At 49.3% G+C, this 18,726-nt stretch carries 15 protein-coding genes and 1 pseudogene; 10 read left to right on the forward strand and 6 right to left on the reverse strand.

Features of this window, described 5'->3' with window-relative positions:
- Positions 1-35: 35 nt before the first annotated feature.
- The 6 genes and pseudogenes from BV405_RS16940 (at position 36) to BV405_RS16975 (ending at position 7,271) form a co-directional block, all read left to right on the forward strand.
- Entirely contained in the window at positions 36-1,541 is a 1,506-nt protein-coding gene (locus BV405_RS16940; protein WP_086482075.1) for an aldehyde dehydrogenase, read from the forward strand.
- Positions 1,542-2,088: 547 nt separating this feature from the next.
- On the forward strand, positions 2,089-2,586 hold the full coding sequence (locus BV405_RS16950) for a hypothetical protein (protein ID WP_086482133.1): 498 nt from the start codon (positions 2,089-2,091) through the stop codon (positions 2,584-2,586).
- A gap of 136 nt (positions 2,587-2,722) precedes the next feature.
- Positions 2,723-3,367 carry a hypothetical protein gene (locus BV405_RS16955; RefSeq protein WP_086482077.1) on the forward strand — a complete coding sequence of 215 codons (645 nt, stop codon included), beginning with the start codon at positions 2,723-2,725 and terminating at the stop codon, positions 3,365-3,367.
- A 189-nt stretch (positions 3,368-3,556) separates the two neighbouring features.
- A pseudogene (locus BV405_RS18135) lies at positions 3,557-3,694 on the forward strand (DMP19 family protein); the annotation flags it as partial.
- A 631-nt stretch (positions 3,695-4,325) separates the two neighbouring features.
- Positions 4,326-6,305 (forward strand): sensor domain-containing diguanylate cyclase, encoded by a 1,980-nt coding sequence (locus tag BV405_RS16970; protein ID WP_086482080.1) that lies wholly within the window; start codon positions 4,326-4,328, stop codon positions 6,303-6,305.
- A gap of 225 nt (positions 6,306-6,530) precedes the next feature.
- Complete coding sequence (locus BV405_RS16975; RefSeq protein ID WP_086482081.1) at positions 6,531-7,271, forward strand: Bax inhibitor-1/YccA family protein; 741 nt, start codon at positions 6,531-6,533, stop codon at positions 7,269-7,271.
- A gap of 56 nt (positions 7,272-7,327) precedes the next feature.
- Here the strand turns inward: BV405_RS16975 and BV405_RS16980 are convergent, their stop codons facing one another.
- The 3 genes from BV405_RS16980 to BV405_RS16990 form a co-directional block, all read right to left on the reverse strand.
- Positions 7,328-7,669, reverse strand: coding sequence for a DUF6164 family protein (locus BV405_RS16980; protein ID WP_086482082.1), 342 nt, complete (start codon positions 7,667-7,669; stop codon positions 7,328-7,330).
- Positions 7,670-7,838: 169 nt separating this feature from the next.
- Positions 7,839-8,405, reverse strand: a complete 567-nt coding sequence (gene efpL, locus BV405_RS16985) for an elongation factor P-like protein EfpL (protein ID WP_086482083.1) — start codon at positions 8,403-8,405, stop codon at positions 7,839-7,841.
- A gap of 110 nt (positions 8,406-8,515) precedes the next feature.
- Positions 8,516-9,340, reverse strand: coding sequence for a substrate-binding periplasmic protein (locus tag BV405_RS16990; protein ID WP_176330208.1), 825 nt, complete (start codon positions 9,338-9,340; stop codon positions 8,516-8,518).
- 309 nt (positions 9,341-9,649) lie between these two features.
- Between BV405_RS16990 and BV405_RS16995 the strand changes: the two genes are divergently transcribed.
- The 3 genes from BV405_RS16995 to BV405_RS17005 all read left to right on the forward strand — a co-directional run bounded on the left by BV405_RS16995 (position 9,650) and on the right by BV405_RS17005 (position 14,107).
- A complete protein-coding gene (locus tag BV405_RS16995; protein WP_086482085.1) occupies positions 9,650-10,933 on the forward strand; it encodes an NAD(P)/FAD-dependent oxidoreductase in 1,284 nt (427 codons plus the stop codon).
- 400 nt (positions 10,934-11,333) lie between these two features.
- Entirely contained in the window at positions 11,334-12,836 is a 1,503-nt protein-coding gene (locus tag BV405_RS17000; protein WP_086482086.1) for a Na+/H+ antiporter NhaC family protein, read from the forward strand.
- A 311-nt stretch (positions 12,837-13,147) separates the two neighbouring features.
- A complete protein-coding gene (locus BV405_RS17005; RefSeq protein WP_086482087.1) occupies positions 13,148-14,107 on the forward strand; it encodes a DMT family transporter in 960 nt (319 codons plus the stop codon).
- Between the two features lie 146 nt (positions 14,108-14,253).
- On the opposite strand, the gene BV405_RS18050 is transcribed toward BV405_RS17005, so the two are convergent.
- Entirely contained in the window at positions 14,254-16,260 is a 2,007-nt protein-coding gene (locus BV405_RS18050; protein WP_086482088.1) for a methyl-accepting chemotaxis protein, read from the reverse strand.
- A gap of 161 nt (positions 16,261-16,421) precedes the next feature.
- Entirely contained in the window at positions 16,422-16,928 is a 507-nt protein-coding gene (locus BV405_RS17015) for a cysteine hydrolase family protein (RefSeq protein WP_086482089.1), read from the reverse strand.
- A 195-nt stretch (positions 16,929-17,123) separates the two neighbouring features.
- Here BV405_RS17015 and BV405_RS17020 point away from each other — a divergent pair, with 195 nt between their 5' ends.
- Positions 17,124-18,059 (forward strand): GlxA family transcriptional regulator, encoded by a 936-nt coding sequence (locus BV405_RS17020; protein WP_245832367.1) that lies wholly within the window; start codon positions 17,124-17,126, stop codon positions 18,057-18,059.
- 24 nt (positions 18,060-18,083) lie between these two features.
- On the opposite strand, the gene BV405_RS17025 is transcribed toward BV405_RS17020, so the two are convergent.
- Positions 18,084-18,611: a hypothetical protein gene (locus BV405_RS17025; protein ID WP_086482090.1), complete on the reverse strand. Its 528-nt coding sequence runs from the start codon at positions 18,609-18,611 to the stop codon at positions 18,084-18,086.
- Positions 18,612-18,726 lie beyond the last annotated feature (115 nt).

Consider the following 18,726-nt stretch of genomic DNA (forward strand, 5'->3'; position numbering starts at 1 on the left):
TGCCGGATCTGCACCGAATTCAGCTGAGGTAGACAATGACAGTTAAATCCCCTGCGACCCGTGAAGAGTGGTTCGAACTCAGTAAAACCCTGACGTTGCATGGTCAGTCCTACATCAATGGTCAGTTTTGTGATGCCGAAAGCGGCGAGACATTTGCCAGCATCAACCCGGCAACTGAAGAGCACCTGACCGACGTTGCCAGTTGTGATCAGGCTGATGTTGATAAAGCCGTTGCTAACGGTTTAGCAGCTTACCGCAGCGGCGAATGGGCGGAAGCCTCTCCTAAGCACCGTAAAAAAGTGCTGCTGAAACTGGCCGCACTGGTTGAGCAGAACAAAGACGAGTTCGCGGTTCTGGATACCCTGGATATGGGTAAATCCATCTCCGAAATGACCGCGATTGACGTGCCGGATGCCATCGACTGCATTCAGTGGACTGCTGAATCTATCGACAAGGTTTATGGCGAGATCGCACCGACAGCACCGGGTTCTCTGGCGCTGATCAGCCGCGAGCCGGTGGGTGTTGTTGCTTGTATCACCCCATGGAACTATCCGCTGATGATGGTGAGCTGGAAGATCGCTCCGGCACTGGCGGCGGGTAACAGTGTGGTGCTGAAACCTTCGGAAAAAACCAGCCTGAGCGCCCTGCGTCTGGCTGAACTGGCAACTGAAGCCGGTATCCCGAATGGTGTCTTCAACGTCGTGACCGGCTACGGCCACACCGCTGGTAAAGCGCTGGCGCTGCATAACGATGTTCACGTACTGGCCTTCACAGGTTCTACCCGCGTTGCCGGTATGCTGCTGGGTTACGCTGGTGAATCCAACATGAAGCGTGTCTGGCTGGAAGCAGGCGGTAAGTCGCCAAACCTGATCTTTGATGATTGCGACAACATCAAAAAAGCCGCTGGCGGTGCTGCAGCAGCTATCTTCTCCAATCAGGGTGAAGTCTGTATCGCCTGCTCCCGTATCTATGTACAGAAGAGCATCAAAGACGAGTTTATCGCCGCGCTGGTTGAAGCCGCATCCCGCTATCAGCCTGGCGACCCGCTGGACCCGAACACTAATATGGGCCCTCTGGTCGACAAGATGCAGCTGGATACCGTCAGCCACTATATTCGTTCCGCACAGGAAGAGGGTGGTGAAGTGATTCTGGGTGGCGAGCCTGAGTATCAGGAAGGTGAAGGCTTCTTCGTAAAACCGACCATCGTTACCGAAGCCCACAACGGCATGACCTTCGTAAAAGAAGAGATCTTCGGCCCTGTACTGGCGGTTTGTGAGTTTGAAACTGAAGAGGAAGCGATCGCACTGGCCAACGACTCTCAGTATGGTCTGGGCGCAGCTATCTGGACTTCTAACCTGTCCCGTGCGCACCGTGTCAGCCGTAAGATTCACAGCGGCATGGTTTGGGTGAACACCTGGGGTGAAGGTGATACCACGGTTCCGTTTGGTGGCGTAAAAGCTTCCGGTAACGGTCGTGATAAATCCCTGCACGCGCTGGATAAGTACTCCGAGATCAAAAACGTCTGGATCAATATCGACTGATCCCGGCTGTTTTCTCCTCATTAAGAGCCTGGTCGTGATCAGGTCAGAACCGGCCTGATCACATTCCGGCAGAGGCGTCCCTGTTCTAGCTTCTGCCACATCCAGAGTGCCTCACTCCCGTGGGTTCACTCTGGTCTTAGCACCCTTTAGCATCTTTTGGGTGCTTTTTTTGTTTAAGACCCTCCCGTTGTTTCCCTACTTTTAGAAGATGAAAACCGAAAAGCCAGATCGAAATGAGTGCTGATTTAAACCGTATATTTCCGGTTTGATGATAAACCATGCTCGTTTTGTCCGACTTAATGCTCGGTTTACCCGTGTGGTAAAACTGGATAAGCTGCAAAATCAATGAATTATGGAAAGCAGTCGTGGAATAACAGGCGCCTGCTTATTTGCGATAACGCGCATGCGCGTTTAGCAGGGAAGCGGTCAGATCAGAAAATGGATTACTCCTTTATTATCAAAGCCTTTCCTCAGTTTTTGTCGGTATATTTAAATCGTCAAAACGCGCATGCCTGATATTAAGCTGTTATACATCATGGAAATAAATATGCTTACACCTCCAACTGACAATTTATACAAGTTCATGGCGATTTTTGGGCTTGTTATTGTTTTTTCATCTGCTACTTTTTGGTGGAAGGCTTCTGATGAATTCGATCAGTTTTTTGAGTCAAACACAGATTATGTGAATAATATTTTTAAAGGCGGAGACGCCTATGAAAAATTTGCCGATGAGACAAATAAAGGTATTGAAATCTATAATAGTGTTCGCGGCGATTGGAGTAAGCTAACCGAGCAGAAGAAGGAAGAATTAGCCATTATAGTGAAGGAATCAGAAAAACTTAGAGATGAGGCAGACCAAATCATCAATGGTAATCCAGCCAAAAGAATTGCATTGCAAAGTAGAACTGAAAGGTATCAGTTAGCTAAAGTGGTTAGCTTTATTGGTATAGCTCTTGGGTCAATAGTCTCGGCTCTAGGTTTTTTTCTGTGGCATACACGTTTGCAGAAATATATTGATGATCTTCACCGCAACCAAAATGTATAACAAAGCGTTTAAGACGGATTCACAACGCATGGCATTTTCAGTTTTAACTGGCTTTTGTGTATACGGAACAATTAATTAAGTAGGGTGGTCGCGTTGTTCACCACTTAACGCGGCGTTAGATTTTCAAGGAGGCATTATGGAAATTAAGGACATTTTACCAATTCTTGGTGTTGCCCTTGGCTGGGGCCTTAGTGAGTTAGGTGGCGCAATTAAAGCTCGTGCTGCGCGTGCTAGAGCGATAAGAAAATCTATTACAGCTTTATATAAGCTGAATTTCGAAATGCTACAAATAAAAATGGCACAAGAATTTTATAAGAATAATAACCCTAGCTCGTTGGCTGAATGGGAAAGAGGACGCCAAAGGTCATTTGAACAATATTCTGATGTAACTGACGAAACCAAGAAAAACATCGATGAGGCAGTATCTCTAATATCCCAAGAATATCCACTAATAGCATTTCGTCTTGGAGAGGCCATAAATAAGTATAATTTCCTGAGAAATAGAAAGCTTGATTCTTTCGTAGAGAAGCAAGAAGTCTACATGAAAATGCTTTCTGGTTTTGAGCTTGGTCAGATTGCATCTCAACATATAGTGGAAAAAACAATTTTTAAACTCGCATTTAAAGTTGATATTGTACTATGGGCACAATTAAAGCTAGACACTAAAAAATTTAAGAAGAATGTTAAGAACGGTGATCTAGTTCACTCTAGCCAAATTTTTAGTAGGAAAAAATCTAACAAGTCAAGTCAGCAGGACGCTGCAAGCGGTGCCTCTGCTTGAGGCGTTAGCCCCTGAAGGATTCGAGATCGTGAATGATTCATATTGGAGCTTTGTAGATGAAATATGGGATTCCGTCAGCATTTATGATGGAGGTGACGTATTTCTCAGAGAATTCAACAAAGCTACAGAAAAGCAAAAAGTTTTATTTTCTACACATTGGACCCAATCTGAAATAATGAACGGGGGTTAGGCCAGTTTTTCTCTAATGATACTGGTGTTCTAGCTCCTGAAGCAGTTGAAGGGTTTAAAGCTCTTGGTATGCCAAAGTGTGCTGACACCTTAAAAAGAGCAATGCTATTTTTTTGGAGAAGATTACCCAAGAGATAGAAATACGAGAGAAGACTATTTTGAGAAGTTTTACGAAGACTTTGGTGAAGATAAGATTCCACTAGAAGAACTAGAGGATATTATGGCGACTGAAATCGAAGACGAAAACGGTGGCTTCGAGAGTGCTGCAAACACTTATGCAGAAAGAGGCTAACAAGGTGCAGCAACGGACTGTCAACCCCGTCACTTTTTGTGCTATTCACACAAAAATCGCCAGCCGCTGTTGGCGGCATTCCCGTCCCCAAAATCCTAGAAACACCAAAACCACCGCTCAACCACCGGTGGTTTTGTTGTTTCTGAAACCCTGAAAATCAGGCTTCCAGTGTCGCTGGAGCATGACTGTTGTAGCGTAAAAGCCTCTGGTAACTGTCCTAATCAGCACAGAACCAGTCTGATCTTCAGCTTCTGATACAGCCAGAATGCTTCTCTTCCCCGTTATAAGCGTAATAGATCCGCTGTTTATAAAATCCAATAAAATCATATAGATACTTTGCTCTGTTGGATTCTGTAAGATTTCTATTTTGATCTGTATCAGAAATCCTCAAAGATTCAGGTGATAAATAGCTTTGGGTTTCTATACTCGCTGAAACTTCAACAATAAGAATGCTCACAATTTTCTGAAAGGTGTCTCATGTCCCAGTCCATCGGTAATTTAATTCGGCAAAATTATATCCGGTCGGCGCTGGTGCCTATTCTGGTGATTGAAGTGATGTTGATCGTGCTCTACTTCGCGATCAACGCTTACATTACTGATCGGTTCGGTGAGCTAACCCTACAGGAATCGCAAAACAACCTGCAGGAAGTAATCGACAGTCAGGCGAATAACATCGATCTGCAGCTGAACGAAATCTCCCGAAGTCTGCAGATTCTGCGAGATGAACAGCAGGAGATTCTGAATAATCCGCCGCGTAATATCTCAGCCAATTTCGGTCTGAGTGATGGCGGAGCCTGGGTTAAACAGGAAGATAATGGCGGTTCTGCTGTAATTGTCTCATCGGTACAGGCACTAACCGAAGATATTAAAAATCGGGTGCAGCACAGCGAAGGCTTTGACCGTCTGTTCAAGAGTGTGACCGACCATAATCCCCGCATTGTGGCGACCTATTTCACCAGTCATTACCACATGACCCGCTATTACCCATATTTCGACGGCATCGAGACGGTTCTGCCGGAAAACTACGATATCAATAACTACAACTTCTATTACGAAGCCAACGCGACCAACAATCCGGATCGTAAGGTTGTCTGGACTGGAGCGTATCTTGATCCTGCTGGGCAGGGCTGGATGATCAGTGGCTTGGTGCCTATCTATCGGGGTGTTGACTCTGAAGGTGCTAGCTTTGAGGGTACTACGGGCATCGACGTTACCATTGATAGTCTGGTGAGTAAGATTCTCGATTTGAAACTGCCTTATCAGTCCTCGGCTTTTATTCTGGATGCAGAAGGCACTGTACTGGCGATGCCGGAAAAGGTTGAAACCGTTCTGGGTCTGCAGGAGCTGAAAAGCCATGATTACAAAGAAAGCATCGAAGGTGATGTGTTAAAGCCAGAGGACTTTAACCTGCTGCGCCACCACAATGCGGATATTCGTTCTGCCGCTAAAGCGCTGGTTGAAGGGGATAAGGATCGTACCTATTTCCAAAAGGATGGTCAGGGCTACTACCTCTATAAAAGCCCGGTGGATCTGACCGGCTGGCAGCTGATGGCACTGGTGCCGGAAGAGGCGATCAGAGGCGCGGTTCAGTCTCTGGAAGACCTGTCTCAGTTTATTGGCTATCTGGCCGTGGCCGGTATGCTGCTCTTCTATGTACTCTTCTTTATCTACCTGATTCGTAATGCCAAACATACTGCTGAAGATCTGGCTCAGCCTGTTATTACACTGGCTAATAACACCGCCAATCTGGGTAAGACAACGAAGCTTCAGGAGGTCAAACTGACCGGTATTGACGAGCTGGATCAGCTGGCGACCCGCTTTAATGAGATGAACCGCGAGCTGACTGCCCGCACTGAGCAACTGATTCTGTCTGAAATCCAGCGCCGTGAGAGCCAGAGTAAAGCTAATACCGACTACCTGACCGGATTATTTAATCGCCGCTACTTTACCGAAACTGTCGAAGAGCGCTGGCAGCGGGCGATCTCGGAGGATTCTTCAGATAGTTCTTCAGATAATAGCCACGACAAGCGGGAGAATATCCTGCTGGCGATCGATATCGATCACTTTAAGCGCATCAATGACACCCACGGTCACGATATTGGCGACGAGGTGCTGATCGCTTGCGCCAGAGTGCTGAAAGAGGCTGTTGGTGATCAGGGCGTTGTCGCCCGTATGGGTGGTGAGGAGTTCTCGGTTTACGGCTATATGAATTATCGGGATGCCGTGGCACTGGCGGATAAAATTCGTAAAGCAGTTGAAGCGGGCAGCTTTACCAGTAAAGGGCTTAAGCTAACTGTGAGCATCGGGTTAGACTCCGGCAAGGATATCGGCTTCAGTGACAGCTTCACTCTTGCTGATAAAGCGCTGTACGCTGCTAAGCGGGATGGCCGCAATCGTGTGGTTTCCAGCTCTACTCTTTTCCATGAAGAGGAGAGCCATCACGGACATTGTGCCTGATTGTTTGATTTTCCCTATTCGCAAAAACCACCGAGCATCTGCCGGTGGTTTTTTCGTTATGAGGGCTTAGCTTTTCAGTAAGACTTAAGAGCGGTTTACCCTAAGATATTTTTTGTATATTGTTTTTGCCTAATAAATGGCGAAGATAGCTCATGTGGGTTATGAAAACCTTCGCGTTTTCCCTGATGAATAATTTGTGTCCACCACTTTGGCAAGGAAGCAGTCATGTTCGATATCCTGTTCGCAAGAACTTTCTTAATTGTGGGCGGGATGCTATGCCTGACCGCTTTAGCCGCAAAAGTGAACCGGGCTTATGAAAGCTTTCTCGAATTTCTACTCAATATTATCGTGACGTTTTTCACGTTAATTCTGATGTCGCTTGTTCCTGATTTTTATCCCACAAACCTGATTCTGGTGGCTGTGTTTTCCCTCAGCATCGGCTGGCAGCTTGGGCCGACTATTGAACGTTTTGGTTTGCGCTATAAGCTACGTCAGTCTTTAAAGGATGCTGGGACACCGCTGGCTAAGGGAGAGAAGGCTACCCGTGAGCAACGAGAAGCCTTCGAAGCCTCGTTTGATAAAGATAAATACCACGAGGCCTGGCAGAACAAAGTCTCAATGGCCTTTTTGGGAACCGCTTTGGCGGTTATAGCGACTTCGGGAATTGTCTTTCTGACCGATTTCGATTTCGGTTTTCTGGGTGGGATTCTGTTTGTCTGCGTGATGTTGCTTGCGGTGATGGGGCTTGCGAATCTGATTTTTTTCCGCTCGAAACTCTTCTCTCTGATTCAGGCCTATATCGGGGCTGTCGTTTTCACACTTTATCTGCTGTACGACTTTAACCGTCTTGAGAAACACGCAGGCGATGATAGTTGGTCAACAGCGATAGAGATCTCGGTGGATATCTATCTGGACATTATTATCCTCTTTCTGGATCTGCTGGAGATTCTGGCGGAGTCGGATTAAACCGATAACTGGGCTGAGAGGTTAGAGGTTAGAGGTTAGAGGTTAGAGGTTAGAGGTTACTCAAACGACTCTAAAAACGGGATCACGGTCAGGCTGGCAATGGCGATAATAGCGATAAGGCTTAAGATAAAACGGGCGGGTGCTTCGAAGAAGCGCTGGCCCATTGTCGGCACAGGATGCTGGCGTACCTCTTCCAGCCAGTCCGCCTGAATATCATCCAGAAGTTCTCTTGCAGCCGGATAGTCATCTTCATTTCTCAGCCAGATTCCCGCGAGGGAGATACCAAAACGTCCCTGGCTGGTCTCGTAGTAGTCCACTTCTGCTTCATCAAGACGTGCCCGTACAAAGTTGGCTTCTTCGTCTGTCACGCCGTTAAGTTTAAAAAGCAGTTTGGCCACGATTTTTCCTTTAGAAGATGAAAGTATTGAAGGGCAGTGTAAGGGGCTGAATCTTAGCTTTGTTAGCCGCTATCTTCCACACCTGTAAACGTAAAACGCCCCGATCTCAGTGAATGAGGTCGGGGCGTTTAGGCAGAGCAGAAGCTCAGCTCTGTTTCAGCATCTGCGATTAAACGCGGCCGCTGAACTTACGCTCTTCGACGTTAACCTTGATACGGTCACCGGCAGAGATATGCTCAGGCACCTGTACCACAAGGCCGGTACTCAGAGTCGCTGGTTTGGTACGGGAGGTTGCAGACTGACCTTTAATAGAAGGATCGGTTTCTGCAATCACCAGCTCAACCGTGGTTGGCAGTTCAATAGCAACCGGGTTGTCGTTTACCAGCAGTACGTGAATACCCTGAGTCTCTTCAGTGATAAAGCCCACTTCGTCGGCAATCGCGTCTTTACGCAGGTTGTACGAGGTGTAGTCCTCGTTATCCATAAATACGTATTCTTCGCCATCGATGTAAGACAGCATGGATGGGCGACGGAACAGGTCTGCCAGATTCAGCATGTCGGAGTCTTTAAAGGATTCGTCACGCTTGGCACCGGTTACCACATCGTACATACGCATACGGTAGATGCTGCCGCCGGCACGGCCCTGAGGCACGGAGCGCTCGATATCACGGACAATCCAGACGTTGCCGTCCAGTTCAACTGCTGCGTTTTTCTTGATTTCACTTGCCTTTGGCATGTTGTAATTCCTCAGAACGGGATAGCCATAACCTGTAAAGCAGGCAAGATTACTACAATTTGTGATCAGATCGGGAGCAGTTTTTATTGCCTGGTTTGCTATTCGGGCAGCTATTGTCCGGTGGCAAAATATTTTCCGTAGATTTGGTGAAAACTGCCATCCGCTTGCATATCCGATAAGGCCTGCTGCAACCGACCTGCGGTACTGTTCGGATCGACCTTGTTCAGGGTGTTTTCCGGTGTGATTGGCTGGTCCGGATCGAAAGCGGGATTAGGAATCAACCGAATATTGTCGGACTTTTTAGAGAAGCCTAAGTACATTTTCTGTGCAACATCGCAGCAGTTACGATGAACTTTCAGCTTTTGGGCTTTATCCGGGTTGTTCTTCAGGTAGTACTGAACCGCCAGCAGGTTGTAGGCGTGAAAGTCTGCTTTATTGTTCAGGATCAGATCTACCATCTCTCCCAATGTGTAGTCGTGGGGTTTGCGCAGGTGAATACCATAGTCTGCAGCATTGTGATCGTAGCCACCGTAGGAGACCACCATCACCATATTGCGCTTGGCCACATCATGCAGACTAAGAACTTCCTGCTCATCTTTGCGGGTAAGGCCGATATTACCGTCTTTTAAACCATTCTCGATAAAGGTGATGGTTTCTTCCCTGCGGGTGGTAAACGACAAGCCCGGATAGAAATCGATATCACCGGCGCGAATCAGATGCATGATGCGACCTTTGGGCTGGCGCACCACTTTAAGAGTACAACCGATACGCTTAGTTGCCTCGACATACAGATCCCGATAGAGGCCGGAGCTGTCAGGCATCTCAGCAATAAAAGGAGGCTTGGCGTTGGTGCGGTAGCCCATGGTCAGCTCGCAGGCATGAGTAAGCTGAACAGAAAAAAGAGTCGCCGCCAGCAACAGCAGGTATCTCACCATAGAGATCCTCCGTGGGTAAAAGATGAGTTGGTTACTAGCTAACAGTTTAGGCGAATCATAGTCCACTGCCATACCTCTTTATCTGCCAAAAACCGTTACCGGAACAACATTTTTTGATTACAACGTGATCACAAATTACCCCCTGGTGGGTATATCTGAAGAAAGGGGGCTGAGCGTATCTTTAGCCATAAATAAGATTCCGTGAAAAAAGTATGAAAGCTGATACACAATTTCAGCGGCTTGCTTCACGAAAGAAGAGATACCTTTTAGACGACTACTCCCTCGGGAGAGAATGCCGGAGTCAACATTATGACCGCACCTTCACATACCACTTCTTACTACGCCGCTTCGGCGAATGATAAATCCCTGCGTCCTGAGCTTCTGGGCGAAGTTGCTGCTGATATCTGTGTGATCGGCGCAGGTTTTACCGGTCTGTCCAGTGCGCTGCATCTGGCAGAGCGTGGTTTTAATGTTGTGGTTCTGGAAGCAAGCCGTATCGGTTTTGGTGCTTCCGGCCGTAACGGCGGCCAGATTGTACACAGCTACAGCCGTGATATGGACTTTATCTCCCGTCACTACGGTAAAGAAACCGGTGACAAGATGGGTTCTATGGCCTTTGAAGGCGGCGAGATCATCCGTGGTTTCGTGAAGAAGTACAACATCGACTGTGACCTGAAAGATGGTGGTATCTTCGCAGCCTGCAACAGCAAGCAGATGAAAGAGCTGGAAGAGAAGAAAGCGCTGTGGGAGCAACACGGTCACACCCAGCTGGAACTGCTGGATGCTAATTCTATTCAGGATCATGTTGGCACTACCCGTTATCCTGGCGGTCTGCTGGATAAATCCGGTGGTCACTTCCACCCGCTGAATCTGGTGCTGGGTGAAGCCGCTGCTTTTGAATCTCTGGGTGGCACCATCTATGAAGCGTCTCCGGTGACCCGTGTAGAAGAAGGTGAAACCGCTAAAGTTCACACTGCGCGTGGTTGTGTTAACGCTAAGTACGTGATCGTTGCCGGTAACGCTTATCTGGGCGGTCTGATTCCTAAGCTGGAACAGAAAGCGATGCCTTGCGGTACTCAGGTAATTACCACTGAGCCTCTGACCGAAGCTCAGCAGAAAGCGCTGCTGCCAAAAGACAACTGTGTTGAAGACTGCAACTACCTGCTGGATTACTATCGTCTGTCCGGTGATGGCCGTCTGATCTACGGTGGCGGTGTAACTTACGGTGCCCGTGAGCCGGATAAGATCGAATCTCTGATCGTACCTAAAATGCTGAAAACCTTCCCTGAACTGAAAAATGTGAAGGTGGATTACGCATGGACCGGTAACTTCCTGCTGACCCTGATGCGTCTGCCTCAGTTCGGCCGTATCGGCAGCAACATCTACTACGCACAAGGCTACAGCGGTCACGGTGTAACCAGTTCTCACCTGGCGGGTCGTGTTCTGGCGGATGCGATTCAGGGTCAGGCAGAGCGTTTCGACGTGATTGCGAACCTGCCACAGTATCCGTTCCCTGGCGGTCGTATGTTCCGCGTGCCTTACACTGCGATGGGCGCTGCGTACTATAACCTACGTGACAAACTGGGTATCTAAGCTGCGTGACAAACCGGGTATTTAACCCGGGCGAAATCCCGGTACCTGATCCCGCATCAGAACCGGGGGCTAAACCCTAATAAAGCGGATGCCCGACAGGGTGTCCGCAACAAGAGCTCAGTCATCTCCCGACCCGGCAGACCCCTGTGGGAGTTGAATTTTTAATACTAATAATGAATGTCGTGGGCAAGGAAACGGTCCGCGGTGGATTACTGCGTTTTGTATCTATCGATTAGTAGGATGTTTTGCCGTTTGTTGAGCAATTTTCTGAACCAAAACAGATTGTTGAACGAGCTGTAGAACTATGCGTTGAAGTAGTGCAGGCAGAACAACACAACACCACCTGAGGAAAGAAGGGCTTTCTGACCACAGGGTATAAGAAATATAAACAGGTACATTTATGAGTAGTGAAATTGTTCATCCAATTATGGATCGAGAAGCTTCCGGCATGGGTATGCAACGAACCCCGACCATCTGGATCACCTTTTACGGACTGATCTTTGCCGGTTTTGCCTACCTTTCAACCCTACATGTGGAAGGCGAAGCCTACGGTTTTCACAGTATTCTCCCCGTTTGTTTTATTCTGATTGTTGCGGCGGTTAGCCGTAAAGCCCTTGAAGCCCTGTTCGCTGGTGTGGTTGCCGGTCTGTTACTGCTGGACCCGGTTAATATCTTCAGCAGTCTGGGCGAAGTTTCCATGAATGTTGTGATGGATGAGACCATCGCCTGGATCGTGCTGGTTTGCGGCATGATGGGCGGTCTGATCAATATTCTGGAACGTGGTGGTGCGGTACTCAGCTTCGGCGATATGCTGGCCCGTCGCGTAAAAAGCAAACGTGGCACCATGCTGACCACGGTTTGTCTGGGTATTCTGGTCTTTATTGATGACTATCTGAACTCTCTGGCGGTTTCCTCTTCCATGAAGAGTCTGACGGACCGCTACAAAATCTCCCGCGAAAAACTGGCCTTCCTGGTGGACTCCACCGCTGCTCCTGTTTGTATTCTGGTTCCTATCTCCACCTGGGCGGTTTATTTCGCTGCGCTGCTGGAAGAGAACGGTGCTGCCGCTGATGGCAAAGGCATGTCTCTGTACATGGAAGCGATCCCATACATGGCTTATGGCTGGGTTGCTCTGCTGGTGGTTTTCCTGGTGGCTTCCGGTCTGCTGGGCGATCTGGGCGCGATGAAAGACGCTGAAGCCCGTGCTCAGAACGGTCAGCCTGTTCCTGAGGGTATCGAACAGGACGGTTTTGATACTGCTCACGTTAAAGCGGTTAAGCCGATTGTGGGTCTGTTCAACTTTATGGCTCCGATGGCGGTTCTGGTCGCGGCAAGTGTTTACTACGAGATCGACCTGCTGCTGGGTGCTCTGGTGGCATCTACCTTTACTATCGTTCTGTACTACTGGCAGAACCTGATGAATTTCACCCAGCTGGTGGAATCCATGGTGGATGGTTTCCGCGTCATGCTGCACCCGATCGCAACTGTTTGTGCGGGCTTTATGCTGAAAGAAGTGAATGATCAGCTGGGCATGACCACCTACATCATCGAAGCTCTGTCTCCGATTCTGACACCTGAGCTGATGCCTGCTCTGATCTTTGCTGCGATGGCTGCGGTTGTATTCTCCACCGGTTCCAGCTGGGGCGTGTACATCATCACCTTGCCAATTGTTGTACCTATGGCGATGACCATGGATGTAAATATGGCGCTGGTGGTGGGTGCTCTGCTGTCCTCTTCTGCTTTTGGTAGCCACGCCTGTTTCTTCAGTGATTCTACTGTGCTGTCTGCGCAGGGTTCCGGCTGTACCCCAATGCAGCACGCGATTACACAGATCCCTTACACCGTGATCGGTGCGGTTCTGTCCTTTATCAGCTTCATCATTCTGGGGTTCTGGTTGGCTTAAGCGCTTGATCAATAGCGAACGGCTAACAGGAATACCGGGCGCGTAACCCACTGCAATGCCTCACTGAGGCGGTTGCGCCAGCCCCTTAACCCGGCTGAAAAAGCACAAAGAAACCCCTGATCCGGCAACGGATCGGGGGTTTTTCGGGTTAAAGGGTTTCATCACGGGAGGGCATAAAGCGCCTCCCGCTATAACTCAAAAAGGCTTAGCACGACTTTATTTGCACTGATGTTTATAGCGGCATTTCGTGTAAGGAGCCCGTGCGGAGATAGGCCGTGAGCTGCAAGAGCTCATCAATAAGGAAGATAATAATGACAATACGTTCGCCGAAACTGGCGTTTTTTCTGGTCTTTATGATCAGTTTTATCTGGGGAACCGAGTTTGTACTGATCGATCTGGCGGTCGCCGAAGTACCGACTCATACCTTTAACGCGGTTCGCTTTGCGATTGCTGCGCTGTCACTGGTGCCTCTCTTGTATTTCAGCAAGGAGAAGGTGCGTCCTGATCAGATTAAAAAACTGCTGCTGACCGCTCCGGTATTGGGAGCCATGCTCTTTATCGGCTTCTATGCACAAACCGAAGGTCTGCGTTTTACCACGGTATCCAATGCGGGCTTTATTACCGCGTTAAGCGTGCCCCTTGTGCCTGTACTGGGTTTTCTGATCTTCCGTCAGAAAGTCCGTCTGATGGTGGGGCTGGGGGTTGCTCTGGCGACTCTGGGGCTTTATCTGCTGACCATGGGCGGCTCAGCCTATGTCTTTAACAAGGGCGATCTGCTGGTGCTGATTTGTGCCTTTGGCTTTGCGGCTCATATTGTGCTGACCGGCCGTTGGGTTGGCGGTATGCCGGTGATTACGCTAAGTATTATCCAGCTGTTGGCGGTATCGCTTTACAGCGTAATCGGTGCCGCCATTGGTGAGCACCCGATCTTCTATTACGCCGGAACCGAGCCAATCACGGGTTGGGAGCTGTTTAGTAAACCCATCGTAATTGTTGCCATTCTGGTCGCATCCACGCTGGGTACTGCCTATGCCGTTTGGGCGCAGTCTGCTTGTCAGAAACTCCTGCCGCCGCACAAGGTTGCACTGGTATTCGCACTGGAACCGATTTTTGCTCATATCACCGCCTGGATTGTTCTGAGTGAGCATCTGGGAATCATGGGGCTGATAGGTGCCGCCTGTATTGTGATCGCTATGGTGATCTCTGAACTGGGTGATGATGAACATCAGCCGGAGATTCAGGCGCTGGATCAGACGGCTGCGCCTCACTGATCGCCCTGAGTGTCAGCCGATATCAATGAACAGCTGTTTCATCCAAAAATTCAGCCCTAAAAAAACCGAAGCCTGTATCAACAGGCTTCGGTTTTTTGTTTTGGACTTGTCACGGGAAGCTTATGGTTACTGACTAACCTTGTTTGTCAGTACTCGCTTAATGCTTTCAGGTGATGGATCGACTCAACCTCTTCATCGATCTCTTCCAGACGCTTGGCCAGATCATTCATGTGCTCAATATTGGTACTTACCTCCGCACCGGTGCGGGTGGAGGAGGCGACCATGCTGTCGATATCTTCGCTCAGTTCGGCAGAACCTGAGGCGATCTCCTCAACAAACTGGCTGGTGCGGTCAATAGTGCCCTTGATGCTGATAATGGAACCAGACACATTGTTGATGGTTTTTCCGGTTTCATCGACGCTCTTCTGGGTATTTTGCGACAGATTACGTACTTCATCGGCAACCACGGCAAAGCCCCGTCCGGCATCACCGGCACGGGCCGCTTCAATAGCAGCGTTCAGGGCCAGCAGGCTGGTCTGGTCGGCGATGTCCGAGATCACATTCAGCACCGACATCACCTCATCCGCGTTGTTCTGCAGAATATCGACATCAGAACGCAACTGAACCCGGTCGGTTTCCTGTTCCCGAATCAGAGTGTTGAAGTGGTTAAATCGGTGCTGCACATCGCTCAGCACCTCGCGGGAGGTTTCTGTGTAGTTTTGCAGGGAGTCGAAGCCGCCCATGATGGAGTTAACCAGAGGTTTGTACTCCGCCATACGGTCGATCAGCGTTGCCTGCAGTTGGTTGATCTGACGCAGGCTGTTCAGGCGGGACTCCATAAAGTACATGCGGAAATGGCTGTAATACTGTGGGAAGTTGTCCGCGTATTCATCATTAAAGCGATCACCTGCCTCCAGTTGGTAGAAGAAGATCGCTGTCAGGGTTTGGTTCATGTGAACCCCCAGCAGCTCACCAAAGGTGGAGAAACCTGCCGCAGGGATCTGACTGAAGCTGGAGACCTTATTCAGTTCCGAGGCGTTGTTGAGGCGGCGCAGAATACAGTCATTGGCCAGCATAGCGACCGGTGCCGGTTTGTTAGCGGCGTACTGGCGGTATTCCTGATCGGTCTGACCGGCAAAGCCGTTGGCCTTAACCAGATGCAGGGTGTCGCCAAAGTGCAGATCGCAGAAGAAGGAGATCACACCTGCCGCCTGATCGATGCCTGCCACCGAACGCACAAACAGCTCGCCGCCGATCTCAACACCGAAAGAGTGACCGACAAGGTGCTGATCTAGATCAGAGGGTGAGCAGCGGAAATGCCCGCAGAGTGCATCCACCAGCGAGATAGCCCTGTTTTCCCCCTGACGCATCACGCTCTGAACACTGCGGGTGTGGGCATCTGCTTCAATGATCGTAAAGCTGGTACCGGTTTTCTGGAAGTTGTGGCTCTTAAAGATGCCGTAACGCACCTGAGGTTTCAGTTTGCAGAAGAGGATCAGCGCCTTGCTATCGACAATTTGCTGACCATCAAAAACCGCTGCCTGTTGGAAATCCAGCTTGCCACCGGCAGAGCCACCGACAAAGTAGCAGGGCAGTTTGTTACTGGCGTAAAGCGCCTGCATAAAGAAGTTTTCGCTGGCGGTCAGACCATCAAAGAAGGTCAGTGCCAGCGTATCCTGTGAACGCACATCGAAAGGCAGGTTGATGCGCTGAATCTCCTGCTCAATCTTCTGAGTACGCTGCTGTTCGTTCATCTGAATCTGGCCGCGCTTAATATCGTCACAGTGCAGATTCACGCTGCGTAGCTCAACGGCGTCAAACAACTCATGGCTGAAACTCTGCAGCACTATGTTGTCCCACTGTCCGTCTGCACTGTGGTAGAGGCTTTGGCCGCAGGAGCTGAGTTCGCCAGCGGTCATAATGGCCACAAACTCTTTGGCGAATGGCATCGCCTGCTTCAGGCTGCGGGCGGTTTGTTCGAAGGGAAGCCAGGGGGAGATAAAAGCGATAACCAGTGCGGAGCCGCCACCGTTAAAAGCCAGTTGCTCCAGTGTCTGAGCATTGGCCTGACTCTGACGGATATTGATCACTTTGACCGGTGCTTCAAAGTGCTTCTGACTGCCTGTTGATTTGCTTTTTTTATTCCAGAACATCGTTGAATCCCCCTGCGTATTTCAGCGATTGGGAAAATCATACATTTGAAATTCAGGAAAATTTCACTGGGGTGTACGCAAGTATGAGAAAACAATGCTGAAGTATGAGCCTGATACTTGCCAGGCTCGTACAAAGGGACTTTTAGCCTGGTAGGCTGGGTTCAGATTTCAGCGGTATCCATCAATCGGGTACGAACAGAAAGACCGTTAATCGCGATCCCGTGAATCATGGCATCAACCGTGGTGCAGGCATCCTTTAAAACGCTGATCTGGTAGCCTTCTGCCATTTTCGACAGGGCGGTATGGGTGATGCAGTTCTGGGTCATCATGCCGCAAAGCAACAGCTCCTTTACTCTGAGATCAGTTAGCAGACCGGACAGCGGCGTCTGCTCAAAACTGTCGGCAAAGTGCTTGGTGATAACAGGGGCATTGGGAGCCAGTTTCTGAATCTCCGGGTGAATATCAGCGCCTTCGGTTCCGGGATTAAAGAAGGGGCTGTTTTCGTTACCTTCATGACGGATCAGAATCACAGGGATCGATTTTTCCTGCGCCTGTGTGATGGCGGCTTTCATCTTTTCCAGAATCACATCTGTATTCCAGAGTGGGTACTTACCGTCGGGGAAGTAATCGTTCTGCGGGTCGATAACCAAAAGGGCTTGTTCAGACATGGTGCTCTCCGTCCTTCTTTCTTAATTGAGTCTTTTGCTCGCTATTCTGAAAATCAGTTCTTGCCGTTAAAGCGATGAAAGTAAGTTTAGGATTTTGCAATTAGCCTGATCAGTGTCTGAATTGACAGATTTAAGGTTAAATATGACATTCTGCTTTTGGTCTTATCTTTGTCCCGCTGAAAACGAGGTGTTGCTGTGGTATCCGTTGCCATTCTTGTTTATCCCGATAGCTTGAAGTCTGCCGTTTATGGTTTGCAGGAGATGTTTATTCTCGCCAATCGTGTTGCTGGCGAGTTGGGGCAGCAGGTAGCGTTTGAACCACAGCTGATCCGTTTTGATGAGCAAGGCTTCAATGCTGATGAGGCGATACTGAGTCAGGGGTTTCAGGTGGTGATTTTACCTCCGGGACAGCGCAGTGAGTTCTATCGTGAGCCGCCTGCAGCACTAACCGATTGGATCCAGCAGCAGGCAGATAGCAAGAGCCTGATCTGCTCTGCCTGCGCCGGGAGCTTTATTCTGGCGGCAACCGGATTGCTTAATGGCAGGCGTGCGACCACTCACTGGGGCTTTGAGAGCCTGTTCCGGCAACAACATCCTGAGGTGACTCTCGATCTGGATCAGATCATTGTTGATGAGGGATCACTGGTCACTGCCGGTGGCATGATGTCCTGGCTAGATCTGGGTTTTGAAGTGATCTCACGGTTTACCGAACCCGGGGTTGTGCCTTTATTGGGGAAATATCTGGTGGTGGATACCGGACGCAGGGCGCAGAGTTTTTATCGTCGCTTCCGACCGGATCTGCAGCATGGGGATGAGGTGATCGTATCGGCTCAGGAGAAAATTGCGGAGCAATTCCCCGCATTACCATCTGTTGCCGAGCTGGCGCAGCAGGTGCATCTGGGGGAGCGCACCTTTCTGCGCCGTTTTGAAAAAGCCACCGGACTAAAACCAAAAAACTATATGCAGCGCTTTGCCATTCAAAAAGCCTGCGATCTGTTGGAAGAGAGCCGGGTTCCCTTCGAAACCATCGCCCGGGATGTCGGCTACGAAGATGCCGGAGCCTGCCGCAAACTCTTTGTCCGTATCATGGGGTTAACCCCGGGGGAGTTCCGGCAGCGTTTCAGGGAGTAGTCTTAAGCTGGCTTTTAGGCAGGCTCAGAAGCGGACTTTATAAGTAAGTAGTGCACCGCCATCCAGAGTGGGTTGCATGAACAGAGAAGGCGGTTCGTCATCTGACATCCAGTCAATAGCGGCAAGACCAACGATAGCCAGGTGCCATGCGATCATATTGTTAGTAAACACTTCGTCTTTGCTGACCTTATCTTCATCCAGAGATATGTTGTAAAAAGCGATGCTTTCCCCGATCAGAAGACTCCCCCAAAACTGATGGTCACTGGTGGAGTTGACGGCTCCTAAGGGGAAAAGCAGAGCGGCAACTACCCCATAGGTGTTGGGCGATTCTGATGCCAGCCAGGCATTCGTTGCGATAAGCCCTTCAGCAAGGCCTATATAGAAAAGGGTTTCTCCGACCGTCAGCTCATTCTGTTCAGAATCTTTTGTTGTCAGATTGCTTTCAAAAGAGTCAGGGTAGTCATTGGAAAACGGGTATTGAGTGACTGTACCTGATGCCAAAACGCTGGATGCGGAAAAAAACAGAAATAGGGACAGAATGAGTGGTTTCACTGAATGCCTCCAGGCAAAAGAATCTTTTTATTATCAATTGCTTTTGCCCGAATGTCAGTCCTGAGCGCTCATTTTTGGTGCGTGGAAGGGTTTCAGAGGTTGATTGAAAAGGACG

It is taken from the genome of Oceanospirillum sanctuarii, from assembly GCF_002150805.1.
GTDB classification, from domain to species: domain Bacteria; phylum Pseudomonadota; class Gammaproteobacteria; order Pseudomonadales; family Halomonadaceae; genus Oceanospirillum; species Oceanospirillum sanctuarii.

Bases quoted from the DNA above. Each gene is read 5' to 3' on its own strand.
- BV405_RS16995 (WP_086482085.1), top strand. From the start codon at position 9,650: ATGACCGCACCTTCACATACCACTTCTTACTACGCCGCTTCGGCGAAT.
- BV405_RS16955 (WP_086482077.1), top strand. From the start codon at position 2,723: ATGGAAATTAAGGACATTTTACCAATTCTTGGTGTTGCCCTTGGCTGG.
- BV405_RS16970 (WP_086482080.1), top strand. From the start codon at position 4,326: ATGTCCCAGTCCATCGGTAATTTAATTCGGCAAAATTATATCCGGTCG.
- BV405_RS17015 (WP_086482089.1), bottom strand. From the start codon at position 16,928: ATGTCTGAACAAGCCCTTTTGGTTATCGACCCGCAGAACGATTACTTC.
- BV405_RS18050 (WP_086482088.1), bottom strand. From the start codon at position 16,260: ATGTTCTGGAATAAAAAAAGCAAATCAACAGGCAGTCAGAAGCACTTT.
- BV405_RS17005 (WP_086482087.1), top strand. From the start codon at position 13,148: ATGACAATACGTTCGCCGAAACTGGCGTTTTTTCTGGTCTTTATGATC.
- BV405_RS16950 (WP_086482133.1), top strand. From the start codon at position 2,089: ATGCTTACACCTCCAACTGACAATTTATACAAGTTCATGGCGATTTTT.
- BV405_RS16990 (WP_176330208.1), bottom strand. From the start codon at position 9,340: ATGGTGAGATACCTGCTGTTGCTGGCGGCGACTCTTTTTTCTGTTCAG.
- efpL (WP_086482083.1), bottom strand. From the start codon at position 8,405: ATGCCAAAGGCAAGTGAAATCAAGAAAAACGCAGCAGTTGAACTGGAC.
- BV405_RS16975 (WP_086482081.1), top strand. From the start codon at position 6,531: ATGTTCGATATCCTGTTCGCAAGAACTTTCTTAATTGTGGGCGGGATG.
- BV405_RS17000 (WP_086482086.1), top strand. From the start codon at position 11,334: ATGAGTAGTGAAATTGTTCATCCAATTATGGATCGAGAAGCTTCCGGC.
- BV405_RS16940 (WP_086482075.1), top strand. From the start codon at position 36: ATGACAGTTAAATCCCCTGCGACCCGTGAAGAGTGGTTCGAACTCAGT.